A 22,175-nucleotide genomic window follows, 5' to 3' on the forward strand; every position below is an offset into this window, starting at 1 on the left:
CTCAGTCTCTGGTGACTCGAAGCAGTTCTTCCAGGGTGGTAGTGCCGCTGTCCACCCATCGTTGCCCATCTTCCCGCATGTTCTTCATGCCTTTGGCCTGTGCACGCTGACGCATTTCGGCTTCCGAGTTTTCGTTGTGCACCATGGTGCGCAATTCATCGTCAATCGTGAACAGCTCGTATACGCCTGTTCGGCCAATGTAACCGGTGTGACCGCACTGGTCGCAGCCATTGGCATGCCAATGTGTGTCGCCGTGCTCATCTACTGTGCTCGTTTTGCAGTGGGGACAAAGGCGTCGCACCAGGCGCTGGGCCAAAACACCCAAGAGGCTGGAGGACAGCAAGAATGGCTCGACGCCCATGTCCACCAGGCGAGTTACTGCGCTCACGGAGTCGTTGGTGTGCAGGGTGGCCAACACCAAGTGGCCCGTCAGCGACGCTTGCACCGCAATTTGTGCAGTTTCAAGGTCGCGGATTTCACCAATCATGATCACATCCGGGTCTTGGCGCAAAATGGCGCGCAAGGCCTTGGCAAAAGTCATGTCGATTTTTGCATTCACCGGGGTTTGGCTGATGCCAGGCAAATCGTATTCCACCGGGTCTTCCACGGTCATCACATTGGTAGTTGATGAATCAATGCGCGACAACGCGGCATACAGCGTGGTGGTTTTGCCCGAGCCGGTCGGGCCCGTCACCAAAATGATGCCGTGAGGCATGTTGCACAGCCGGTCCATTTCTTTCAGGGTGTGCTCCGGCATACCCAGGCGGCTCAGCTCAAGCCGGCCCGCTTCCTTGTCCAGCAAACGCAGCACGGCCCGTTCTCCATGGCCTGTGGGCAAGGTTGAAACACGCACATCCATGGGTTTGCCCCCAATGCGCAAGGTAATGCGGCCGTCTTGAGGCAAACGTTTTTCGGCAATGTCCAGGCTGGCCATGATCTTGATGCGTGAGATCAGTGCCGAGTGCAGTTCACGACGGGGTTGCAATACGTCGCGCAGTGTGCCGTCTACCCGGAATCGTACGGCAGAGTGGGTCTCAAAGGCCTCGATGTGAATATCCGACGCACCATCCCGGCTGGCTTGGGTCAGCAAGGCATTGATCATTCGAATAATCGGCGCATCGTCTTCAGTTTCCAGCAGGTCTTCCACGGCGGGAATGTCTTGCATCAACTGGTCCAGGTCCAGGTCACCTGCCACTTCATCAGCGACTGCGGCAGCACTGGTTTCCTGGTTTGAATAGGCCTGGTTGATGGTTTTTTCCAGCACGACCGCGTCTTCACAAAATACCCAGTCGATGGGGCAGGGTGCTACACGCTGCGCCTCAATCAGCGCGTGGCTGGGGGTGCGCGGGCTGAAAGCCAAACGCCACAATTCGCTCTGTGCATCCAGGCACAGCACCTGGTTTTGCCTTGCAAAACCGTAGTGCAAACGGCCAACAGTTTGAGGATTAAAACGCAGTTCCATCAGGGCGTACTTCCTGGGGTTCGGCCACGAATCATGCGCCCGCCATTCGGGCCTACATCGGAACTGCCAGTGCTTTCACCAGCGCGTGGTATGACCAGAATCCGGTTGCTCGGTGTGAGGTTGATTGAATCAGCATTGCCTTGGGCTGGCGCCACCGCATTGGGTCGTGCAACATCGGCCGGGCGGCGGCTTGGCAATACGGGTGCTTCCATGTTGGGCAGGCCAAATCGTTTCTCCGGTTGGTTTTCCTGTTGCAATTGGCGCATATAGTCATAACGATTGGTCACAATGCTTTGGGCCTGGTCTTCATTGCGTACCACCACTGGTCGCAAAAACACCATCAAATTGGTTTTCTGGCGACGGCGGTTGTCATAGCGGAAAAACTGCCCTAGCACAGGTACATCGCCAAGGCCGGGTACCTTTTCTTCGTTGCCGGTGACACGGTCTTCCACCAAACCACCCAGCACAATGATGTTGCCGGTCTCAACCAGCACATTGCTTTCAATTGAACGCTTGTTGGTAATAATGCCCGACACGTTGGTGCTGTCGACCACCGAGCTGACTTCCTGGAAAATGCCCAGTTTCACAATGCCGCCTTCAGACACCTGTGGCTTAACACGCAAGGTCAAACCCACATCCTGTCGCTCAATGGTCTGGAACGGGTTGACCGTTGCCCCGTTGCCACCGCTGTTGGTGAACTGCCCGGTAATGAAAGGTACGTTTTGGCCAATCACGATTTTGGCTTCTTCATTGTCCAGCGTCAGAATATTCGGTGTTGAAAGAATGTTCGCATTTGCCTTGCTTTCCAGTGCCCGGGCCAAAAAGCCAAGGTTGGAGATAGTACCAATCCCGGGAATATTCACTTGCCCGTCAATCACACCGATGTTCAGGCCACGGCCCACCGAACCCAGGTTGGTGGCTACACCCAGAATATTGCTGCCAGAGCCTGGGTCGTTGAAGTTGGTGCCACCGATCACCCGCACACCGTCTGCCCCAACGCCTGACAAGCCTTGAAACTGAATCCCAAACTCAGCAGCTTTGTCGGTGGACACCTCAACAATGAGGGATTCCACAAACACCTGCGCACGACGCACATCCAGCTTCTCAATAATGGAGCGCAGGTTGCGGTAGATGGGTTCAGGGGCGGTAATGATCAGTGAATTGGTGGACGGATCGGCCTGAACAATACCGCCATTGTTCAGGTCTACGTTGCCTGAAGCTGCGCTCAATTGCCCGCTCGAGGTCCCACCACCCAGCGACGAGCCCAGGCTGCTTGAACCCAGGCCAGCGCTGCCATTGGTAATGTTGCGTGTGCTGTTGTTGGTGTTGGAGGTGTCGCCCAAACCACCCGCAAGGCCGCCACCAGAGAGTGAGCTCAAACCCGAGGAGAGGTTGTTGTCGGAAATCGGGCTGCTGCTCAGCACCGCCTGCAGTGTTTTGGCCAGCTTGGCGGCTTCTGCATTTTTCAGGTATACCACCCACACATTGCCGGGCTGCTTGGTGGGTTGATCCAGCTTGGCGATCAATGCCTTTGCCAGGTTCAAACGAGCTTTGCTGGGTGTGCGCAACAACAGCGAGTTGGTGCGCGGATCGGCCATCACGGACAACCGTTGGCCTGCATCCACCGCGGCACCCGTACCCCGGTTGCCCTCATCCAGCATGCGTCCCAGAATGGCAGCCAAATCCACGGCCAATGCATGTTCAAGAGGCACCACTTCCAGATCGCCAGAATACGGGCCATCAATGCTCGCAATGATGCGGGCAATTCGCTGCAGGTTGTCCGCGTAATCGGTAATCACTAGCGTGTTGTTGTTGGGGTAGGCGGCAATGGTGTTGTTCGGTGCAATCAAAGGGCGCAGTACTGGCACCAGTGCAGTGGCCGATTCATAGTTGAGCTGAAACACCTGGGTCACAATTGCATTGCCGCTTTGATTCATGGCCCTGCGAGGGTCCACACTGTCGGCCTGCACCTTGGCATCGTTTTCAGGCAATACGCGTGCAATGCCACCGCTTTCCACAATCGTAAAACCCTGCAGGCGCAAGGCTGCCAGCAATGCATTCTTGGCGTCCGCTGCACTCAGGGGCTCAGGCGACACCAGTGAAATGGTGCCCCGCACACGTGGGTCCACCACGAATGTCTGATTGGTAAACGAGCCAATTGCGCGCACCACGGCATCAATGTCTGCATTGACAAAGTTCAATGCAAACTTGTCTTCCTGGCTATTTTGGACCCTGGCGGTACTTTGAAGATTCAGGTTTTGTGCATGGCCCGCAACCCCCAATCCCAAGCCCATTGAGGCCAGTGCGATGCTCAAGAGCGAGCGTTTCATTTGTCCCATGCGTGCAGTGTTCAAGCTCACTGTTCCTTTTATTTTTGCTTCTTTCATCAAAATACACCCAAGCGATAGCGATCGCCTTCAAGTCGTCCCATCTGGCTGAGCAAGCCGGTCAACGCATCCTTGCTGCGTTCCTGTGCACTGGCATACCCATTGAATACAAATCGTTGTCCGTTTGTCCACTGACCGTTTCCCTCTAGCATCAGGGGACCTTTGTTGGTCGCCAGTGTCATGTCTATTCTTGTATCAGGATTTCCTGTCACGGTGATGACATATTCGCCCAAGGGTCGAATGCTGGCCAGCGCCGATTGTGCATCCAGCCATTTCAGCGTGGCATTCAGGTCCTCGCCGCTTTCCCATCCACGCCAGCTTAACTGCAACAGGCCTTCGGGTCGAATGGTATTGAATGGCGCACCGGTTGCACCCAGCCAGGCCGCAGGCATTCGAAGTTCGCCACCACTGACACTAATACCTGTGCCAGTGAATCCCAGATGCAAAGGCTGCACGAATTTTGGGTGCGTGACTTCAATGGCCAGCCAGCCGGCCTCGCCGCCCAGCTTAAGCCGCCAGGCCAGTGCCTCTGGTATGGCAAATACCCGCGCGCCATCGGACAGGCCCAGCTGCATTTGCCCCGACCACACCGAGCCGTTGCTGCTTAATACCCGGACCTTGCCCTCGCTGGCGGATTCAATGCGGCCAGACACCGCATACACCGGGTAATTCCACACCAGCACAGCCAGCGCAATCAGGGCAAAAGGCCACAACCCGCGCAAACGTTTCATTGAGGCGAGCCTGTGTTGCCCTGATTGCCTGGCAGCAAAGTGACATAACCTTTCAGTACACCAGCTTCCACTTTCTCAACTTCAGCCAGGTTCAAACTGAGGCTGGAAATGGCCTCGGCACGTGCCAGCCAGGCCAGAAAACCACTGGCTGATACGCCGTTGAATTCCACGCGGATGTCGCCTTCTTCCGTGCGTGCAAGAGAGGCTTGCTCGGCAATGCCCTGTTCGTCGAGCAGTTGCTGAAGGCGGGCCTGCAAGTCGCTTTCAGGCACCACGACTCGGGATCGCGCACCTCGCAGGGCTTCCAGATCCTGCGCAGCCCGCATCACCTGACCCGCTTTGTCCACCAGCGCGGCCTGGTTGACGGGGCCTTGTTGTATCGTCAGAAGTGCAGGTTCAATCAACACAAACCAGGCAATCAGCGCAGCGGCCAAGGCGCCGCCATAGGTCACCAGTTTTCGCTCCCTGCTGTTGAGCTGGTCCAGTTGGGCTTGTGCCTTGTTTAGCAAATCATTGGGTTTCATCGCGCCGCTCCTTTCTTGACCTGCAAAACAGGCAAGTTGGATTGCGCACCAATCAGCCACTTCGCATCCAGTCTTCGGGCTTTGAGCTTTTGCAGGGCGGCACCTTGCTGGTCTTCAGACACATTGGCATTGAACCGCACACTCAGTGTGTTCTCGGCCCACGCAAAGTCAACCATGCTGTTAAAAGGTGCCTGTTCCATGGCCAATCCCACCTCGTGAAGCAGGGCACTTGCACCCTGGGCGTTGCTGGTGTCCAGCCCGGCATTCAGGTTGCGCTTTTCCCGTTCAATCAATAACAGGGGGTCGGCCACCATGGGCGTGTTGGGCAAAGCTTGAGCATAACTCTCGGCAATTTGAGCCTCAATCGCAGCATTGGCGTTGTCGATTTTAAAGGCCAATGTATTCAGACCCAGCACCGCAACCGCCAATAAGGCCAACGCAGGGGTCAGCAGCTTGCGCAAGCCAGCCTGGTTCGCCATGGGTCGCATACCCATTTTTCGCAGTTCGTCTGCGTTAAGCAGGCTTTTGTTCAGCAGTTTTGGCAAAGGCTCGATGGGCGCACGTGCACTGGCTCGAATTTTATTCTCGCCCATCGCACCATCCAACTGGCTGCTTAACCAGGCATAGTCTGTGTTGTTCAATTCAATGACTGGCGAGCCGACTTGTTGCAATCTGCGTTGTAGCATGACCTTCAACACAGCAGCCTGAGCGGTGGGTGTCAACAAAGGCGTGTCGATTCCATCGATCAACATAAAATCCTGCCCGCTGACCCAGGCAGCCCCTTCACTGCCAGTGCGTTCCCGCAGGGTTTCACAGCTCAGGCCTGCCAGCTTCAACCCTTGTTGGGCGCAACTACTCACAATGCTGCGTGCTCGGGTTTTGCCAAGTACCGCAGCCAGTTTTGCGCCGCCTGCATGATTGGGCAGGTTGGGCCACAGGCTTACGTGGTTTTCTTCGGGCTCGTTCAACAGGTAAGGCTCGACCAGAAAAGGCAGCGCCTCCTTCAGTTTGTTGCCTGTCAACTTGGGCGGTACCACCGCAAACAGGCCCACTTCACTCGGGTTCACCAACACCAGGCAAGGCAAGTCTTTGGGTAGCTTGTTCAGGGCCTCCTCGCCGCCGTGCAGTTTGTCGCCGCTTCGGGCAAGCACTTCATAGCGCAGCCGAATCATGCGGCCTTCTTCTTCCGCACGGGTTTGGTCCAAGGCCTTTGGCCACCAAATCACCAACAAGGGTTGGTTGTTATTCAATTATTGTCTCCACATCACATACACGCGCTGGTCACGTCGCTCGAGCAATGCCCGGGTTCGAATCAACGCCTCCTCGACCTGTGCAGTGCCTTCTACCAGGAAGTAATTGCTGCTTACAGTTATTAAATCATTGTTTATGGTCACATTTGCATTCAGGGCGGCCCGAATATCCGCCACGTTGCGGAAAGTGACCCTTTCACGTTGGGCCAGCAGGCGTTGCGCATCGCTGAAACTCATTTCCTCTACTACTGCATAAAGCACTTCGGCAGATGCAGTGTTCGCGTTCACCGCACTTGCTTTAGGTAATATGGCCACGTAAGGGCGCAACTGGTTCCAGGTGTCCTCGGTGATACCGTATTTCCCACGAAATTCCTCCCACCGCAAGGCGGGCTCGAAGCGTGGTGCATTTGGATCAATGCCTTGTTCCTCCGGATTGACCAGCTTCGGCATGAACATGGTGCTCAAGGTTTGTACCAGTAAATTGCGTTGATCCGCAGGTACACTCAGCAGATCGCTCAGTTTGGTGAAACCAGCCAGCCAAACTTGCTGACGCGGGTTGTCAGCACCCAGATTGCGCAGGTTGAATCGCCCCTGTGCGTCTTCAATGCGTCCGGTCAACACCACTTCACGGTCATCGACGTCGGTGGCATTTTCCTCTTTGCGCATCAAGCCCTCGTTGATGCGGCTTTCCGCCAGAGGCACGGCCCATGGTTCTGTCAACGTATCGGTGGTCGACACCCGGGCATCTTCGCGCAAAATAACCCGGGCCCAGTCCACACCGCTGCGGCTAACCGCATCGGCCTGGTCGCGTGCTGCGGCAACCGAAATAGTTTTTGCGGTGGCAAACAGGTTCCAGATCAAGGGGCTCACTGCCAGCGTACACAGCACCACAATGAACAGCGCCATGACCACGGCTGCGCCCTGTTGTCCGTCCGGATGAATTCGCATCAGTAGATCCCTCCGGTCAAAAACACCCGGGTCACTGCCTGATTGTTGGGTTGCGTCAGGCTGATCTCGACCGCCCGCACCAAGCTTTGCACTGGTTGTCCCTCGGGAGTTTCGGGTGTTCCGGGAGTGTCACCTTCGGCGCCTTCCGGGGGGCGCTGTGCCGGTGCACCGCTATTCAATTGCAGTGCGGGCCCTTGCAATTCAAGATCGGTACGTTCCTGCAGGGCGTGGCTGCCAAATGTCACCGGGCTAGTCCAACCGCCGGGTTCTCGCAACAGGCGGACTTGCATGCCGCGGGTTGCAATTGGAGCGCTGATCGACGGTTGCTCCGGGTTGGGCTGGCGTCGAGCGATTCGAAGCAGGTTGGTACCATCCAGAACCCATTCCACACGCTCCCGGTAAGCAGGTTCACTGGTGTTGCGCTGGGTGAACTGAATTAGCAGTCCATTGCCAGTCACCTCAATCAAATCGCTTTCCGGGGTGGGTGCATCCAGCGACAACTCCAGGGCGCCGAGATCTTTCTCGAATTGAGACAACACGGCCGACACGGTTTGAATTTGTTCGTCTACTTCGGTCACCCGGTTGGCTGAGCGCAGCACCTCTTGCAAACCCTGCCAGGACAAAATCGAAATGACCGACACAATGCCCAGTGCAATCAGAACCTCAAGCAGCGTAAATCCATTCGCATTTTTATTCATGGCGCGCTGCTCAAGAAAATCACCAACCGAGCAAGCTGATTGCCTTGTTCGCCCTCGAAGGCATCCAGTACCTGAATTTCAACCCGTCGGAAATTCGGGTTGGGGGTGTTGGAAATTTCAACCCGACACACAAAGCGAAAATTGCCCTGTGGGCAGGATTGTTGCGCGGTTTGTGCGCTCGGAAACACACCGGAAACCCGAATGTAGTTGGCGGCATTTTTCGCGCTCCACTGCGCATATTGCCGTTTGATCATCTCGTCTTGCTGAATGTTCAAATTGCCGGCTGCTTTCAGGCAGGCAATCAAGGCCACTGCAATAATGGTCATGGCCACCAAGGCTTCAATCAGGGTAAAACCGTGCTGCTGCTTCATAGGTTTTGACTGGCCCTGTTCAGTACAGTGGTACTGGGTTTGCTGACCTTGAATACACCGCTGGCCTGGCTCTCCAGAACCACTTGTACCTGGTTGCGTTGAAGCACAATGGCCTGGCGCTTCAAGCCCACCTGGCTTTCCAGGGTCAGGAATTTGTTTTCAAGGCCCTCGTTGATCAAAGTCACCTTGAATGGGCCGTTGTCCCAAAGGCGGGGGCGCAGCAGTGGCTCGGTGGTCACTGGCACCCATCGGCTGCCGGTGAATTCTTCGAAGGTGTAGCCTTCATCCCCGGCTACAAAGCGAATGTCTTTGGATTTCAGTAAAGATTCTTGCTGTGCAATTCTCAGCAGTTGCGACAACTTTTTGGCGTCCGATTCCAAGTAATTGGAATCGCCAGGTGTACCGCGCACAACAATAAGGCCAGCGGCGATCGACAACACGACGATCACCACCAGCAATTCGAGCAGGGTGAATCCCTGCTTAGAGGCTCCACGAACCAATGTCGGCATTCACGCCCTCACCACCGGCTTTGCCATCTGCACCAAAGCTCATTACATCCACTTCGCCGTTAATCCCAGGGCTCAAAAACTGGTAGTTGCTGCCCCAAGGGTCAACTGGCAGGCGCGACAAATAGCCACCTTGCTTGTAATTGCGTGGTACGGGTTCCGTGGTTGGAGGAGTCACCAAGGCCTGCAGACCTTGCTCCGTGGTGGGGTAGCGGCTGTTGTCCAGCCGGTACAGGTTCAGTGCCTGCATCACTGATGCGATATCTTGTTTGGCTGCGACCACACGGGCCTCGTCAGGGCGCCCCATGATTTTTGGAACCACCAGCGTGGCGAGAATACCAAGAATGACTACAACCACCATGATTTCGATCAGGGTAAAACCCCGATTTTGTGTTTTGCCTTGAAGCGAATTTAGTTTTTTCATAAACAACCGTCGAGAAGATCCAGAATTATCCTTGCTGAAGGTTACACCCATTTTATGAATATTTGACAGCAGCCCGCACCACCGTTGCAAGCTGGTCAAAATCCCCCCGCTTTCGGGTAATCAGTAAAACCTTTACCTTTGTCACGTAAATAGGGTCTTTCTTAGGTGTTCTTACGTGCGCATACTTCTAGCGTGGGCAACTCAGGTTGCCGACAACCCTTGAAGCATGGCTTAAAAACCGGGCACCCTCGCGGGTTGTCCGGTTTTTTTTTGAATCCGGACCACCTTGCGGGTTATGATGCTCTCCAGTGTGTCACTTCACTTCGCCTCATGAAACTTGCATTGAAAAAGCCCGTTGTTCAGTTCAGCATGTCGCCCAGACTTGTTCAGGGATTGAGAATGGTGTTGTGGTTGGGCACAGTGGGGCTGGCTGTGTGGGTGTTGATCAAGTTGTTCGCACCTGCACCCGTGGTCGCCCCCGCCATGCCTGCGCAGGCCTCGGCAAATTATCAAATCGACCAGTCGCCCGAAGCGCGGCTCATGGGCGTTGAAACGGCGGGCGGCCTCACGCCGCCATCAGTGAATTTGTTGGGCATTTTCGCGAACAGCGAAGGCAAAGGTGCCGCGGTCATGTCAATTGAAGGGCAGCCCGCGCAGTCCAAACGGGTGGGCGATGAAGTGGCCAACGGTTGGACGCTGGAGGAAGTAGGTCCAACCTTTGCAGTCATGCGTCGCAGCGGGCAGCGTCATCAGGTCAACTTGCCTATTCTTGAAGCAGATCCCAACTTGCTGCGCCGCGTGCCTTCCAGCGGTTAAGTGCCAACACCAATCAGGGTTTGGATCAAGGCCTTGCCGTCGGCATCCTGAATTTCTATTTTTGCAGGCTGCCAGTTCAAATCTTTGGCATACCAAATTCGCACAATTTCGTCGCCTGCGTCTTCCGGTTTGGTTTCAAATTGCAAGGTACTCACTCGGCGCTCGCCTTTGCCGAAGTCCAGCGTTAGGTCTTGAGCTTTTTTCAGAACAAACACCTCATTGCCCACGCGCCCGGTGCTCATGACCCGCATGGTCAAGGTATCGCCCGTTTTCAGGTCAGCGCTGCAGCGCAAACGCGCTGCGATCTGATAAATCATGCTGATTCGGTCCTGCAGCCCTTTTTCATACGGCGCAGACTCACCATTGCGCTTGAACAGCACCTGCTGCGTTTCGGCATTCAGCATACTTTCCGCCACCGGTTTTTTGCCACGTTGCTCGGCGTAGTAAAAGGGTGTCAAACCCAATTGTGCATCTACCAGACCTTCGCTTTTCTGGGTTAATTGGCCCGAGTACAACAAAGCCAAGAAGCCTTTGGCCTGCGAAGTTGATTCAAGTTTGTACTGCGTACCCGCAACCCGCATTTTGTGGGTACTAATGGCCAATTCGCCAGGAATTTGACTGTGCGTCAATGAAAACCTCAGGTCTGTATCAATCACCTGCTTGCCCATGCCCCTGCAAGTGGTGTCTGCGGCCCAAGTGCTGCCCACGCTGCTCAGGCCGAGCAGGGCAACGGTGCTGATTTTGATCATTGTTTTTTTGGTGATAATCATCGCTTCACGATACCTTCCAGATAACCTTCGTCTTTGCTGAAAATGCTAAGACACTCTCGTCTGGGTGTTTGGCCCAGCGGTGCAGCGGATACATGCACCCATTTGCCAAACTCCAGAATCAGTTGATCAAATTCACATGGCAATTGTGCAATCGCCAATGCCAAATCACAGGGGCTACCGAATTCAGGGCACACCACATCAGCCGCCAGCCCCACGCAGTGCTGCGAGTTGGGCACTCCGCCCACTTTCTCATTCAAGGCCTGTGCCCTGAACCCACTGTTAATCTTTAACGCACCACAGCGGATATTCAGGGACCTTTGTATTTCGCCCAGCAAGGCAGAAAGCCTGCTCAGGTTGCCCAGCAGCTCCGGAGGGCAACTGTTGTCTAGACCGCATCGCAGCGCGGTGTCAGAATGACACAAAGTGTCCTGACAAAATTCGGGATGAAAACTCAACTTCAGGTTCATTCGTTTTGCGCATTCGTTATATTCGTCGTCCCCATGCGGGCCTGTCTGGCAAAGTGTATTTGCTTGATCTGGACAACACCCTTCACCACGCGTCAACGCACATTCTGCCCGAGATCAATCGGCAAATGACGCATTATCTGGCCGAACACCTCGAGTTAGACCCTCAGCGCGCCAGCGAGTTACGCACCCAGTACTGGCTTCGCTATGGTGCCACCTTGCTGGGCATGATGCGCCACCATCAAACCAACCCTCATCATTTTTTGGCCAGTACACATCGTTTCGAGGGTTTGAAGAAACTGAGCTCGCGCCACGGCAGTGTGCCTCACCGACTAAGCAAATTGCCAGGGCTGCGCATCATGCTGACCAATGCGCCCCGCGCCTATGCAGTTGCATTGTGCAAGGAAATGGGTTTGTACCGGTATTTGCACGCCGTCATCGCGATCGAAGACATGGTGGTTCACCAAACCTGGCGACCCAAGCCAGCCAACATTCTGTGGCCCAATCTGAAGAGCAAGTTGAAAGGCAAGCGGGCTTTGCTGGTCGACGACACCTTCGGGCACCTTGAGCAGGCCGCCAGGCATGGCATTCAAACCAGCTGGATCACCTTCCCCGGGTTGGGGTTCAAGCCCCGGCAACTCACCGGCAAAGTCAAACACCGCATCCGGCAGTTTGAAGCCATTCGCACCGCGAAATTTTAGGTGTTACACACGGCGCACTTGGGGTCTTTGCGAATTTTCATTTTCGTGAATTCGCAACTGCGAGAGTCGTAAATTTGCAGGGTGCCGTACAGGGGCTGGCCAAAACCAGCCAGAATCTTCAGTGCCTCGCTGGCTTGCAGTGTACCGATCACGCCGGTCAGTGGCGCAAAAACACCCATGGTGGCGCAACGCACTTCCGACACATCATCCCCTTCGGGGAACAGGCAGTGGTAGCAGGGCGCTTGCGGATTATTCAGTTCGAACACGGCAAGCTGGCCGTCCAGCCGAATGGCTGCGCCGGACACCAAGGGCTTTCGGAACTTCACACAGGCGCGGTTCACGGCATGCCGGGTTTTAAAGTTGTCGCAGCAGTCCAGCACCACATCCACTTGTGCCACCAACTGCTCCAGTTCTTCGCCTTCAAGGCGATGGGCAATCGGCACAATCGTGCTGCAGGGGTTCAGCTCATTCAGGTGGGTTTTAGCAGATTCCACCTTGGCCATGCCCACACGGCCTGTGGTGTGCAGCACCTGGCGTTGAAGATTGGTCAGGTCCACTTCGTCGTCGTCGGCAATGTAGATGGTGCCCACACCGGCACTGGCCAGGTACAAAGCACTGGGGCAGCCCAAGCCGCCCGCGCCCACCACCAGCACTTTGGCACTGGCGATGCGGGATTGTCCTTCAATCCCTATTTCATCCAGAAGAATGTGACGGGAGTACCGAAGTAGCTCCTCGTCATTCAAGTCTCTCAGTTCCACGTTCAAGCCGTTTTCGGGGCGGCTTACTTGGCTGATTTGGCAGTTTGAGCAGCCTTGCGGTTTTGCACCACAGGCTTGCCCTTCAGGTAATTCAGGGCTTGCTGCAACTGGTAATCGTCTTTCTCGCCAAACACAATGGGCTTCATGTCCGCGTTCTTGTTGGTGTCAGCACTTTTTGAGCTTGGTGTCTCTTCACCTTTGTCGTTGCTCAAATGGCGTGTCAGGTCCGCCTCACGAACGCGTTCAACAATGTCGCCTTCCGGTGTCTCTGTCACCACGAAATCGGGTTCAATCCCTTTGGCCTGAATGCTGCGACCACTCGGTGTGTAGTAACGCGCTGTAGTCAGTTTGATCGCGGTGTTGTTGTTCAGCGGCAAAATTGTTTGTACCGAGCCCTTGCCGAATGTTTGAGTGCCCAGCACTTTGGCGCGGCCATGGTCTTGCAGGGCGCCTGCCACAATTTCAGAAGCCGAGGCCGAGCCGCCATTCACCACCACAATCATGGGTACTGTTTTGGCAACCGGGTGCAACTCTTTCAGATAGTCTTTCTCCCGGCCACGCAGGTAGTCTTCCGGCCCGGCCACCAGTTTGCGCTGGGAGTCCTCAGTGCGCCCGTCGGTAGAGACCACCAAGGTGTTTTGCGGCAAAAACGCCGCGCTGACGCCCACAGCGGCATTCAGCAAGCCACCCGGATCGTTGCGCAAATCCAGCACCAAACCTTTCATCGGTGTTTTGGCTTGCAGGGTGTTGATGGCTTTCACCAGATATTCGCCAGTGTGTTCCTGAAATTGTGTAATTCGAACGTATCCAATGCCATCGTCCAGCATTTTGGACTTCACGCTTTGAACACGAATGACATCACGGATAATTTTGACTTCGATTGGCTTTTCTACTTCTTTGCGAATCAGGGTCAGGCGGATTTCAGTTTTGGGTTTGCCGCGCATTAAATTGACAGCGTCGGACAGGCTCATGCCTTTCGTCGGCTTGTCATCAATCTTCACGATGAGGTCACCGGCCTTCACGCCTGCTTTTGCAGCTGGGGTGTCTTCAATCGGTGAAATCACCTTCACAAAGCCGTCTTCTGTACCCACCTCAATGCCCAAGCCACCAAATTCACCCTGCGTGCCGACGCGAAGCTCTTTGAAGGCCTCTGCATCCAGGTAGCTGGAGTGCGGGTCCAGGTTGGACACCATGCCGCTGATGGCCCCATTGAAGAGCTTGTCGTCGCCCACAGGTTCCACATAGAAACTCTTGATTGCGCCAAAAACCTCGGTGAACTGGCGCAGCTCACTCAATGGCAACGCTTCGGGCTGCTGCCGTTGGGCCACCGCGCTAATACCCACGCTGACCAACACGCCGGCCACTACACCGACTGATACCAAACTGATTTGCCGCAATTTTTGACGCATAATTCCTACCGACCTTTGGTCCACGAAATAGGATCGAAGGGTTGTCCCTGATGCCTTAGTTCAAAGTATAAACCTGTATCAAGATTACCACTGCTGTTGCCAGTTTCAGCAATGGTGTCACCCGCTTTCACGGAATCCCCTGATCTTTTCATTAATTTACCATTGTTGCCATAAACGCTCAAAAACTGGTCGCCGTGGTCAATGATCACAATTTCGCCAAATCCTCGCAGCCACTCAGAGAACACCACGCGCCCCGCTGCAACAGCGCGAACTGCCTGCCCCGCCTCGGTGGCGATAAAAATCCCCTTCCAGGATGGGCCTTGCCCGTCTTTGGATCGCGTTTGACCGAACTGGCCAGCCACGGTGCCTTGCACTGGCAACACCAACCGGCCTTTCAGCTTTGCAAATTCACCCGTACTGGGCATGGGCGGCGGGGGTGAGTAATCCGGTGTGGATGGTGCTTTTCCTGTCGATTTGGGCGAAGTGCCCGACTGGCCTTGTTGCTTTTGTTGTTGCGCCGCCAGTGCCTGCTTGCGTTTGGCTTCCTCAATGGCCCGGGTCAATTCGGTAATGACATTGCTTAAACGTGCCTCGTCGCGTTGCAGGCGCTTTCGTTCAAGCTCCTGGTTTTTCAACTTTGAATTCAAATCGGCGATCAACTGGTTGCGTTCTTCGCGTTGTGCCACCAATTCCCGCTGGCTTTTGTTCTGATCCGCGATCGTATTCTCGAGTCGCTCCTGCTTTTTCTCCAGACCCAGCCGAATTGACTCGAGTTCACGAGCTTGAGCCGCTTGCTGAGCAGCCAAATCGCGTTCGGCCGCTGAAATTCGTTCATACCAGTAACTTTCCCGTGCCGCTTCGCTGGCAGACTTGCCCGCCAGCCAAGCCTGTGTCGGGTTCACTTCAACCCGGCGGTACTGGTTACGCATCACTTCCGCCAGCCTTGTCTGAGTGCTCTCCAGGTCCTTTTGAAGTTGCGCTTCGTCCCGGCTCAGCTTTTGGATGTCTGTCTCAAGCGCATCCCGATCCTGGTCAAGTGCCTTCAAGCGGTTCTGGGTTTTTTCAAGACGTTGTTCAAGCAGGTTGAGGGCCTTGGCCGCCTGCTTTTTCTCGCCACTGGTTTCATTGATTTCCTTCTTCAATGCATCCAGTTTTCGGCGCACTTCGTCGCGTTCCTGTCGAACACCCGCCGGGTCGCGCACACTGCTTTGCGCCCGAGCAGGCTCGCTGGCGGTCAAGGTGAGCAAGGCCAATGCTGCACCAAGCCCGCCACGGGTACAACGAATCAACTTGGAATAGTTACGCACCTGAACTTACTTGGCCTTTCCCTGGTTTTTCACGGCAGCCATGGCCGCTTCAATTTCAGCCTGGTCGCCCAGGTAGTAGCTGCGAATTGGTTTCAGGTTTTCGTCCAGTTCGTACACCAAGGGGCGTGCGGTTGGAATGTTCACCTGCAAGATTTCCTCTTCGCTGAGATTGTCCAGGTACTTGATCAGCGCACGCAATGAATTGCCGTGTGCAGCAATCAACACCTTCTTGCCTGCTTTAATGGCCGGAGCTATACCCTCTTTCCAAAGGGGGATTACACGATCCACAGTGTCTTTCAGGCACTCGGTGAGTGGAATCTCCTCGGGTTTCAGCTTGGCGTAGCGGGGGTCTTTGCCCGCAAAACGGGGGTCGTCCACCTTCAGCGGGTTGGGTGCAATGGCGTAGGCACGACGCCAGATCAACACCTGCTCCTCGCCAAACTTGGCTGCGGTCTCTGATTTGTTCAAGCCCTGCAAGTCGCCGTAATGGCGCTCGTTCAAGCGCCAGGCGTGCACAACCGGTAGCCACATCTGGTCCATTTGGTCCAGGGCAATCCAAAGGGTGCGAATGGCGCGTTTCAAAACAGAGGTATACGCCACGTCAAAGCTGTAGCCCTCCGCTTTCAGCAGGTCGCCTGCCTTGCGCGCTTCTTCGCGGCCTTTGTCGGTCAAGTCCACGTCGGCCCAGCCAGTAAAGCGGTTTTCCAGGTTCCATTGGCTTTCGCCATGGCGCATCAATACGAGTTTGTACATGTTTGTGGCCTTTAAGTTGCTGTCTAATTAGGCAAACCTCCATTTTAGCCTCGATTCAAGGGGATATAATGACCAATCCATCAAGACCCACTCATTGCAGGATTTATGTCGCAGGAATTTCTGATTCAAAACAGTTGGCTCATCGCCTTGGCCTTTGGCTCTGGCCTCATGTTGATTTGGCCCTTGCTGACCAAAGGTGGCGGTACTCGTGTCACAGTGCCCCAAGCCACGCTGTTGATCAACCAAAAGAAAGCAGTGCTGGTTGACATTCGGGACGATGACTTCGTCAAGAATTCAGGTGTTGTGCCCAATTCAAAGCGCATGGCGATCAAAGACCTGAAAGAAAAAGCCGGCACTCTGGCAAAAACCAAGGAAACTCCCTTGATCGTGTTGTGTCAAACGGGCGCTCGCTCTGGCGCAGCCGCCACAGTCTTGAAAGCGGCAGGTTACACCGACGTATTTGTTCTCGACGGCGGCATCAATGCCTGGAAAGAGGCTGGCTTGCCGGTTAAAAAGGCACAAGATGCAGCCGAGGTCGCGCCCAAGGCCAAAACACCCAAGGCCACCAAACAGATTGCCAAGTGAGAGCAAATGCGGTCGCAGTCAACACAGTAGTCAAGGAATACACATGAGCAACATTCAAGCCCCTGTTCGCATGTACACCAGTGCAGTGTGCCCCTATTGCGTGCGTGCGGAACGCCTGCTCAACGAGCGCGGCGTGCAGAATATTGAAAAAATCCGGGTTGATCTCGACCCATCCCAGAAAGAAAAAATGATGGCTGAAACCGGTCGTCGAACCGTGCCGCAAATTTATATTGGCAGTACACATGTGGGCGGCTGCGATGACCTGTTCGACCTCGATCGTGCTGGTAAGCTCTTGCCACTGCTGGGGCAACCTGGCTAACTTCATTCAAAACTTATTCATTCAATCCATAGGAGCCAGCAAATGGCCGAACAGAATTCAGAAGCAGTGTTTCAAATGCAACGCGTGTACATCAAAGACGCGTCTCTGGAACTGCCCAATGCCCCACAAATTTTCCTCGAGAAAAACCCGCCCAAAATTGAAGTAGCGGTAGATGTAGGTGCACAACGCTTGGCCGAGAATATTTTCGAATCGGAAGTGACTGTTACTGTGACTGCCAAAATCGATGAGAAAGTGGCGTTTTTGGTGGAGTGCAAGCAGGCCGGTATTTTTGAAATTTCAAACGTACCTGAGGAGCAGTTCGATCCCCTGTTGGGCATTCTGTGCCCCAACATGATCTATCCCTACCTGCGCGCCAATGTGGCCGATATGATTACCCGAACCGGCTTCCCGCCTGTTCATTTGTCTGATATCAACTTCGAGCAGTTTTACCAGCAGCGTTTGGCCGCAGCACAGGAGCAGGCTGCCAAGCAAAACGGTTCCGGCATCATCACCACTGCTTAATTGGTGGCACGCATGAACATCACCGTGTTCGGTGCGGGGGCATGGGGCACCGCTGTGGCTGCCCACATGTCGTTAGCGCATGATGTGGTGTTGTGGGGGCGCGATGTCGCCGTGCTGCAATCCATCGCCAGCCAGCGCGAAAACCCGCGTTACCTCGCGGGTATCAAACTTTCGCCTACACTGAAAGTGCAGTCTGATTTTTCGGCGGCTGCCCGGCATGGGCTTGCCCAATCCGATGCACTCTGGGTATTGGGTACGCCCATGGGCGCCCTGCGCCAAACATTGCTGCAGTTGCTTGAAATTGCACCCATTGAGCAATGGCCTGCGCTGGTTTGGCTGTGCAAGGGTTTTGAAGTGGGCACGGGTCAAATGCCGCATCAAGTGGTTGAAGAAGTGTTGGGCAAGCCCTATGGCGGCGCGCTCACCGGCCCTTCATTTGCGGCCGAAGTGGCGCGTGGTTTACCCTGCGCACTTACTGCAGCCAGCGCTGACGAGCTCACCCGCCAAGCCATGGTGCGTGCAGCACACCATGCAGCCCTGCGGGTTTACGAGCTTGACGACCTGGTGGGCGCTGAAGTGGGTGGCGCTGTGAAAAACATCATGGCGGTGGCCACAGGCATTTGCGATGGCATGCAATTGGGGCTAAATGCCCGTGCTGCATTAATTACCCGTGGTATGGCTGAAATCAAACGTTTGGCTGTGGCCTTGGGGGCCCAAGCTGAAACCCTGAATGGTCTTTCCGGTTTTGGTGATCTCATTCTTACCTGTACTGGCGATTTGTCTCGCAACCGGCGCGTGGGTTTGATGTTGGCGCAGGGTAAGTCTCTGGACACCATTCTCAAAGAATTGGGTCAGGTCGCTGAAGGTGTGAAGTGTGCGCCGGTCGTCAAGCAGCTTGCCGCGGAATTGGGGGTTGATATGCCGATTACGGCGGCAGTGAATTCTGTGCTATTCGAGGGTTTGAGCCCCGGGGAAGGCGTGATGCGCCTGCTGTCGCGCGAGGCCAGGTCTGAAGACGCTGAGTAATCGCCCCGGCTTCTGGCCAATTCGGCATGGGTTACTTGTTTCGCACAGAAAACCGCTTGATCCCTTGTTGAATTGATTCTTGCTCACCGAGCTCGGCAAAAGTGCGGGCCGAGTCTCGGTGTAGGCGTGAAGCCGACCGCTGCGAATCCACTCAAACGGGGCGGTTTTCTTGAAGTGCGCCCCAAGTAATCCCACTGCCGAGTTGGCTTAAACCGGCACCGGCCGAATCTCCACCTCCAAGCGACTCACGGCTGGTTTCATCGCCCAATCGGCGGCGGTGTTTCGATCGCCTCGCCTTCAAGAAAACCTGCCCTTGCGTGCCGAGCAGGGCCGTTGTTGCCCAGCATGGGCGACAGAGAACGGACCCGACCCGCAGTTTAGGAGGGTCGTTCTCAGGCATCGCAAGGCTAAGCAAGGGGTCAACAGGTTTTCTGGCGAGAGATCGGAACCCAAGCCGAGAGGGCGATTAATAAGCGCCGAGGGATCGGAGCCCAAGCCGAGTGGGCGACTAAAGAACGCACCGCGAGAGATCGGAACGCAAGCAAACTGGTCGCTTTGCAGTAATCCTTAGCTTCCGCCTTCAAACCCCAGCTGTCGCCAAGCCTCATACACCATCACCGCCACCGAGTTTGACAGGTTCAGTGATCGGCTCTCCGGGCGCATCGGCAGGCGCAACCAGTTTTCGCGGGCAAACCAGTGACGAACGTCCTCAGAAAGCCCCCGTGTTTCACTGCCAAACATCAGGTAATCACCCGGTTGGAATTTCACATCGAAAGGTGAATGTGTCCCCTTGGTGGTCATTGCAAAACAGCGCTGCGGATCGGGTTGGCAACGGTCGAGAAATGCTTGCCAGCTTGCGTGCACCATCATGTTGGCGTACTCATGGTAGTCAAGTCCGGCACGTCGCATCCGGGCGTCTTCCAGTGGAAAACCCAAAGGTTCCACCAAGTGCAGTTGTACGCCGGTGTTGGCACATAGGCGAATGACATTGCCCGTGTTGGGTGGAATTTCTGGTTCAACCAATACCACATTGATCATTCTGGGGTCCTGCACACTGCCATGGTTACAATTGAAATCGCGCCAGCTTTGCGAAGTGCGGCTGCGCAGCTTTGAATGGTTGCTCCCGTGGTGATCACATCGTCCACCAAACCAACCCGAAGGTTCTCTGGGATGCCAATCTTCGCTCTGAATGCCCCCTGCAAATTGAGCAGTCGATCTTCCCGGCCCAGGGTTGCCTGCGCCCCAAGCCCCTCGGTTTTGAGCAGCCAATCCGTTTTCACCGGCCGTTGAATGTGCAGGCCCACATGCCGGGCAATCAAAGCGGTTTGATTATAGCCGCGCCGCCTTAATTTGTCCGGGCTCATGGGCACAGGCACCAACACATCGGGCAAATCCATTCCCGACTCCAGCACGGTAATGCCAAGCCAGTGGCCCAGAAAGCGGGCCATACCGTGGTGATTGCCGTACTTCAACAAGGCAATCCATTGATCAAATGGCGGAACATAATCCGTGCAGACCACGCATTCCACAGGTGCTCGCGCCCCATCCTCAATCATGGGTTTGCAGTGTCTGCAATGTGTCCACCCAAAGGCTTGCAGGCGTGGGCCAAGTGTCAGTGCGCATCGTTTGCAGCGCAGGTCGGCGTCCCGGTGAATGATCGGCGCGCACTGGTTGCACAAATAATACTGAGTGCCCGCAACTCCGTCTGGAAGTGGTACTTGGCAGGCCATGCATCGCCTCGGCACCATGGCGCCGCCAATGCCCTGCCAAGTTCTATAGAATAGGTTGCACCACCTTTTTGCTGATATGGCTCGTTTCACAATGTCCTCGCAGTTCTGGAAAATTCCTCGCTCAAACACCGCTTTGACGCAACAATGGCTGCGACGCATCGAAAAACCATTGCCGTTCATACTCCAAGAGGTGAATCAACGCATGGTGAACCGCGCACAAATCATGCGCCCGGTCGAGGGAGGTGTGGTGCATCAAGGGTGGTTACACCCAGCGGCCTTGCCCAATGTAAAAAACCTGTTTGTCGGACGGGAGTTTTCAGTGTTTGCACCCAAGGCCGTTCACCTGCCCGTCGAGCAAGTTGAACAGGCCGCTGCTTCCTTTCTGGCCAAGCTTTGGCCTGGTCGGGCCGCTCCCAAGCCATCTTCAGCCATTGCGCTTCAAGTCAACAGTCCTTTGCCCCTGTCCGGGGACAGTCAGGCCATGGTGTGGTCGCCGTTGTGGCTGCATGCAGTGGTTGACCCGGCGCAATGCATGGCTGAATGGTTGCGTGTACTGAAGCCGGAGGGTGGGGTATTTTTCAGCTGTTTTGGGCCAGACACCGCTCGTGAGTTACAGGGGTTTGCGCAGGCCATGGGCGAGCCATTCCCAGATTTTGCCGACATGCACGACCTGGGTGACCTGATGAGCAAGCAGGGTTTTTCCGATCCGGTCATGGAGATGGAAAAACTGACGCTGACCTACAGCTCACCAGCCAAGTTGCTTGAAGACTGGCGAGCGTTGTGCGGCAACCATCTTGAGTCGCGCAGGCCTGGTTTGCGAACGCCACGCCACTTATCCCAAGCCACGAAGTGCCTGGAGCAGCTTCGCAATCCGGAAACTGGCCGAATTCCATTGACCCTGGAGTTGGTTTACGGGCACGCCTGGAAAGTCAAAAGAAAAACCAAAACTGATGTAGCCACCGTAAAAATTTCAGACATCAAGGGGCGCAAGGGCGGCAAATAGGGTGTTGCTGCGCAGCATTTTCAAATGTAGCGCATTGTTTTTAACTTATTTCGGGGAAAACAGCTGCGGATTGCACCTGTCTTATTGCTTGCTTTAGAGCCTTGAGCCTATAATTCGAAGGTTTTAATGCACTCTTTTGGGTGTGCATTGGGTCTGAATGACTGCTCTCTGAGAGGTAAATGGGCATGATTCCAGAAATTTCAAGTTCAGCTAATGCGGCGAGCGGCGACGGGCAAATCCCAGCGCCGCAAAGCAGTAGATGGGTTTTTCGACGCAACTGTTCGCTTAGTCCCAAGCAGCTTTGCAGTGGTACCTCAGTTTGTGTGCAATTACTTTGGTAGTTGCAACGGGCTTTTTGCTGGCAGGTTTCTGGATTGTGTTGCCGTTCGCTGGAATCGAGTTGTTGTTGGTAGGTACGGCATTTGTAATCTACGCGAGGCATGCGGCTGATTATGAAATGATCGAACTTCAGCCACACCAGCTTATTCTGGTCATGGCCGATGGCACCAAACTGACCCAGCTTGAATGGTCACCCCAATGGGCCAAACTAAGCTACAACGGAAAATACAAAGCGCCTCTGTTGTTCAGTCACAAAGGCCAACAAGTAAAAATAGGCAAATTTATTGCTGAAAAAGACAAGTCAGCGCTGCACCGCGAATTGAAAGCAGCGTTGGCCAGGGCAGCATGTGCGGTATAGGCATGCGGCTTCCA

Annotated in this window: 26 protein-coding genes; 8 read left to right on the forward strand and 18 right to left on the reverse strand. The window is 55.0% G+C overall.

Annotated features, from left to right (window positions below):
* Position 1: 1 nt before the first annotated feature.
* The 10 genes from gspE to gspG are packed head-to-tail and all read right to left on the reverse strand — an operon-like array spanning position 2 to position 9,301.
* Positions 2-1,462, reverse strand: a complete 1,461-nt coding sequence (gene gspE, locus A0129_RS06345) for a type II secretion system ATPase GspE (RefSeq protein WP_291713428.1) — start codon at positions 1,460-1,462, stop codon at positions 2-4.
* Entirely contained in the window at positions 1,462-3,822 is a 2,361-nt protein-coding gene (gene gspD / locus A0129_RS06350) for a type II secretion system secretin GspD (RefSeq protein ID WP_291713473.1), read from the reverse strand. The genes gspE and gspD overlap by 1 nt, the downstream gene beginning before the upstream one ends.
* A 26-nt stretch (positions 3,823-3,848) precedes the next feature.
* Positions 3,849-4,580 (reverse strand): type II secretion system protein N, encoded by a 732-nt coding sequence (gene gspN / locus A0129_RS06355; RefSeq protein ID WP_291713430.1) that lies wholly within the window; start codon positions 4,578-4,580, stop codon positions 3,849-3,851.
* Positions 4,577-5,104, reverse strand: a complete 528-nt coding sequence (gspM, locus tag A0129_RS06360; RefSeq protein ID WP_291713432.1) for a type II secretion system protein GspM — start codon at positions 5,102-5,104, stop codon at positions 4,577-4,579. The genes gspN and gspM overlap by 4 nt, the downstream gene beginning before the upstream one ends.
* Positions 5,101-6,354 carry a type II secretion system protein GspL gene (gene gspL / locus A0129_RS06365; protein ID WP_291713433.1) on the reverse strand — a complete coding sequence of 418 codons (1,254 nt, stop codon included), beginning with the start codon at positions 6,352-6,354 and terminating at the stop codon, positions 5,101-5,103. The genes gspM and gspL overlap by 4 nt, the downstream gene beginning before the upstream one ends.
* Entirely contained in the window at positions 6,355-7,302 is a 948-nt protein-coding gene (gene gspK / locus A0129_RS06370; RefSeq protein WP_291713435.1) for a type II secretion system minor pseudopilin GspK, read from the reverse strand.
* On the reverse strand, positions 7,302-8,000 hold the full coding sequence (locus A0129_RS06375; RefSeq protein WP_291713437.1) for a type II secretion system protein J: 699 nt from the start codon (positions 7,998-8,000) through the stop codon (positions 7,302-7,304). Before A0129_RS06375 ends, gspK begins: the two co-directional genes overlap by 1 nt.
* Positions 7,997-8,371, reverse strand: a complete 375-nt coding sequence (gene gspI / locus A0129_RS06380; protein ID WP_291713439.1) for a type II secretion system minor pseudopilin GspI — start codon at positions 8,369-8,371, stop codon at positions 7,997-7,999. The genes A0129_RS06375 and gspI overlap by 4 nt, the downstream gene beginning before the upstream one ends.
* On the reverse strand, positions 8,368-8,880 hold the full coding sequence (locus tag A0129_RS06385; protein ID WP_291713441.1) for a prepilin-type N-terminal cleavage/methylation domain-containing protein: 513 nt from the start codon (positions 8,878-8,880) through the stop codon (positions 8,368-8,370). Before A0129_RS06385 ends, gspI begins: the two co-directional genes overlap by 4 nt.
* On the reverse strand, positions 8,852-9,301 hold the full coding sequence (gene gspG, locus A0129_RS06390; RefSeq protein ID WP_291713443.1) for a type II secretion system major pseudopilin GspG: 450 nt from the start codon (positions 9,299-9,301) through the stop codon (positions 8,852-8,854). The genes A0129_RS06385 and gspG overlap by 29 nt, the downstream gene beginning before the upstream one ends.
* Positions 9,302-9,670: 369 nt before the next feature.
* On the opposite strand from gspG, the gene A0129_RS06395 reads away from it, so the two are divergent.
* Entirely contained in the window at positions 9,671-10,117 is a 447-nt protein-coding gene (locus A0129_RS06395; protein WP_291713445.1) for a type II secretion system protein N, read from the forward strand.
* On the opposite strand, the gene A0129_RS06400 is transcribed toward A0129_RS06395, so the two are convergent.
* Together A0129_RS06400 and A0129_RS06405 are read right to left on the reverse strand one after the other, a co-directional pair.
* Positions 10,114-10,866, reverse strand: coding sequence for a DUF3108 domain-containing protein (locus A0129_RS06400; protein WP_291713446.1), 753 nt, complete (start codon positions 10,864-10,866; stop codon positions 10,114-10,116). The genes A0129_RS06395 and A0129_RS06400 overlap by 4 nt on opposite strands.
* Before the next feature lie 17 nt (positions 10,867-10,883).
* On the reverse strand, positions 10,884-11,354 hold the full coding sequence (locus A0129_RS06405) for a D-Ala-D-Ala carboxypeptidase family metallohydrolase (protein ID WP_291713449.1): 471 nt from the start codon (positions 11,352-11,354) through the stop codon (positions 10,884-10,886).
* 5 nt (positions 11,355-11,359) lie between these two features.
* Between A0129_RS06405 and A0129_RS06410 the strand changes: the two genes are divergently transcribed.
* Positions 11,360-12,052: an HAD family hydrolase gene (locus tag A0129_RS06410; RefSeq protein WP_291713450.1), complete on the forward strand. Its 693-nt coding sequence runs from the start codon at positions 11,360-11,362 to the stop codon at positions 12,050-12,052.
* Here A0129_RS06410 and A0129_RS06415 read toward each other — a convergent pair.
* Genes A0129_RS06415 through gpmA form a run of 4 tightly spaced genes read right to left on the reverse strand, consistent with a single transcriptional unit; the run spans position 12,049 to position 16,279 of the window.
* On the reverse strand, positions 12,049-12,795 hold the full coding sequence (locus A0129_RS06415) for a molybdopterin-synthase adenylyltransferase MoeB (RefSeq protein ID WP_291713474.1): 747 nt from the start codon (positions 12,793-12,795) through the stop codon (positions 12,049-12,051). The genes A0129_RS06410 and A0129_RS06415 overlap by 4 nt on opposite strands.
* A gap of 38 nt (positions 12,796-12,833) precedes the next feature.
* Positions 12,834-14,219, reverse strand: a complete 1,386-nt coding sequence (locus A0129_RS06420; RefSeq protein WP_291713452.1) for a S41 family peptidase — start codon at positions 14,217-14,219, stop codon at positions 12,834-12,836.
* A gap of 5 nt (positions 14,220-14,224) precedes the next feature.
* Positions 14,225-15,526: a peptidoglycan DD-metalloendopeptidase family protein gene (locus tag A0129_RS06425; protein ID WP_291713454.1), complete on the reverse strand. Its 1,302-nt coding sequence runs from the start codon at positions 15,524-15,526 to the stop codon at positions 14,225-14,227.
* Positions 15,527-15,532: 6 nt separating this feature from the next.
* On the reverse strand, positions 15,533-16,279 hold the full coding sequence (gene gpmA / locus A0129_RS06430) for a 2,3-diphosphoglycerate-dependent phosphoglycerate mutase (protein WP_291713456.1): 747 nt from the start codon (positions 16,277-16,279) through the stop codon (positions 15,533-15,535).
* A gap of 105 nt (positions 16,280-16,384) precedes the next feature.
* On the opposite strand from gpmA, the gene A0129_RS06435 reads away from it, so the two are divergent.
* From A0129_RS06435 to A0129_RS06450, 4 genes are read left to right on the forward strand one after another with little or no spacing between them, the layout of a single operon-like run.
* The gene (locus tag A0129_RS06435; RefSeq protein WP_291713458.1) at positions 16,385-16,864 is read left to right on the forward strand and encodes a rhodanese-like domain-containing protein; all 480 of its coding nucleotides are present in this window, start codon (positions 16,385-16,387) and stop codon (positions 16,862-16,864) included.
* A 52-nt stretch (positions 16,865-16,916) separates the two neighbouring features.
* The gene (gene grxC, locus A0129_RS06440; RefSeq protein WP_291713476.1) at positions 16,917-17,183 is read left to right on the forward strand and encodes a glutaredoxin 3; all 267 of its coding nucleotides are present in this window, start codon (positions 16,917-16,919) and stop codon (positions 17,181-17,183) included.
* A gap of 42 nt (positions 17,184-17,225) precedes the next feature.
* A complete protein-coding gene (gene secB, locus A0129_RS06445) occupies positions 17,226-17,705 on the forward strand; it encodes a protein-export chaperone SecB (protein ID WP_291713460.1) in 480 nt (159 codons plus the stop codon).
* Positions 17,706-17,717: 12 nt separating this feature from the next.
* Entirely contained in the window at positions 17,718-18,731 is a 1,014-nt protein-coding gene (locus tag A0129_RS06450) for an NAD(P)H-dependent glycerol-3-phosphate dehydrogenase (RefSeq protein WP_291713461.1), read from the forward strand.
* 567 nt (positions 18,732-19,298) lie between these two features.
* Here A0129_RS06450 and trmL read toward each other — a convergent pair.
* Positions 19,299-19,769: a tRNA (uridine(34)/cytosine(34)/5-carboxymethylaminomethyluridine(34)-2'-O)-methyltransferase TrmL gene (trmL, locus tag A0129_RS06455; RefSeq protein ID WP_291713463.1), complete on the reverse strand. Its 471-nt coding sequence runs from the start codon at positions 19,767-19,769 to the stop codon at positions 19,299-19,301.
* The gene (locus tag A0129_RS06460) at positions 19,766-20,461 is read right to left on the reverse strand and encodes a ComF family protein (protein ID WP_291713465.1); all 696 of its coding nucleotides are present in this window, start codon (positions 20,459-20,461) and stop codon (positions 19,766-19,768) included. Before A0129_RS06460 ends, trmL begins: the two co-directional genes overlap by 4 nt.
* A 76-nt stretch (positions 20,462-20,537) precedes the next feature.
* On the opposite strand from A0129_RS06460, the gene A0129_RS06465 reads away from it, so the two are divergent.
* Both A0129_RS06465 and A0129_RS06470 read left to right on the forward strand, forming a co-directional pair.
* The gene (locus A0129_RS06465) at positions 20,538-21,464 is read left to right on the forward strand and encodes a methyltransferase domain-containing protein (protein ID WP_291713467.1); all 927 of its coding nucleotides are present in this window, start codon (positions 20,538-20,540) and stop codon (positions 21,462-21,464) included.
* A gap of 301 nt (positions 21,465-21,765) precedes the next feature.
* Positions 21,766-22,161: a DUF2244 domain-containing protein gene (locus tag A0129_RS06470; protein WP_291713469.1), complete on the forward strand. Its 396-nt coding sequence runs from the start codon at positions 21,766-21,768 to the stop codon at positions 22,159-22,161.
* The last annotated feature ends 14 nt before the right edge of the window (positions 22,162-22,175 follow it).

The sequence above is a fragment of the Limnobacter sp. CACIAM 66H1 genome (assembly GCF_001601825.1).
Taxonomy (GTDB): Bacteria; Pseudomonadota; Gammaproteobacteria; order Burkholderiales; family Burkholderiaceae_B; genus Limnobacter.

Bases quoted from the DNA above. Each gene is read 5' to 3' on its own strand.
- gspE (WP_291713428.1), bottom strand. From the start codon at position 1,462: ATGGAACTGCGTTTTAATCCTCAAACTGTTGGCCGTTTGCACTACGGT.
- gspN (WP_291713430.1), bottom strand. From the start codon at position 4,580: ATGAAACGTTTGCGCGGGTTGTGGCCTTTTGCCCTGATTGCGCTGGCT.
- gspM (WP_291713432.1), bottom strand. From the start codon at position 5,104: ATGAAACCCAATGATTTGCTAAACAAGGCACAAGCCCAACTGGACCAG.
- gspK (WP_291713435.1), bottom strand. From the start codon at position 7,302: ATGCGAATTCATCCGGACGGACAACAGGGCGCAGCCGTGGTCATGGCG.
- A0129_RS06375 (WP_291713437.1), bottom strand. From the start codon at position 8,000: ATGAATAAAAATGCGAATGGATTTACGCTGCTTGAGGTTCTGATTGCA.
- gspI (WP_291713439.1), bottom strand. From the start codon at position 8,371: ATGAAGCAGCAGCACGGTTTTACCCTGATTGAAGCCTTGGTGGCCATG.
- A0129_RS06385 (WP_291713441.1), bottom strand. From the start codon at position 8,880: ATGCCGACATTGGTTCGTGGAGCCTCTAAGCAGGGATTCACCCTGCTC.
- gspG (WP_291713443.1), bottom strand. From the start codon at position 9,301: ATGAAAAAACTAAATTCGCTTCAAGGCAAAACACAAAATCGGGGTTTT.
- A0129_RS06395 (WP_291713445.1), top strand. From the start codon at position 9,671: ATGTCGCCCAGACTTGTTCAGGGATTGAGAATGGTGTTGTGGTTGGGC.
- A0129_RS06400 (WP_291713446.1), bottom strand. From the start codon at position 10,866: ATGATCAAAATCAGCACCGTTGCCCTGCTCGGCCTGAGCAGCGTGGGC.
- A0129_RS06405 (WP_291713449.1), bottom strand. From the start codon at position 11,354: ATGAACCTGAAGTTGAGTTTTCATCCCGAATTTTGTCAGGACACTTTG.
- A0129_RS06420 (WP_291713452.1), bottom strand. From the start codon at position 14,219: ATGCGTCAAAAATTGCGGCAAATCAGTTTGGTATCAGTCGGTGTAGTG.
- gpmA (WP_291713456.1), bottom strand. From the start codon at position 16,279: ATGTACAAACTCGTATTGATGCGCCATGGCGAAAGCCAATGGAACCTG.
- A0129_RS06435 (WP_291713458.1), top strand. From the start codon at position 16,385: ATGTCGCAGGAATTTCTGATTCAAAACAGTTGGCTCATCGCCTTGGCC.
- secB (WP_291713460.1), top strand. From the start codon at position 17,226: ATGGCCGAACAGAATTCAGAAGCAGTGTTTCAAATGCAACGCGTGTAC.
- A0129_RS06450 (WP_291713461.1), top strand. From the start codon at position 17,718: ATGAACATCACCGTGTTCGGTGCGGGGGCATGGGGCACCGCTGTGGCT.
- trmL (WP_291713463.1), bottom strand. From the start codon at position 19,769: ATGATCAATGTGGTATTGGTTGAACCAGAAATTCCACCCAACACGGGC.
- A0129_RS06460 (WP_291713465.1), bottom strand. From the start codon at position 20,461: ATGGCCTGCCAAGTACCACTTCCAGACGGAGTTGCGGGCACTCAGTAT.
- A0129_RS06465 (WP_291713467.1), top strand. From the start codon at position 20,538: ATGGCTCGTTTCACAATGTCCTCGCAGTTCTGGAAAATTCCTCGCTCA.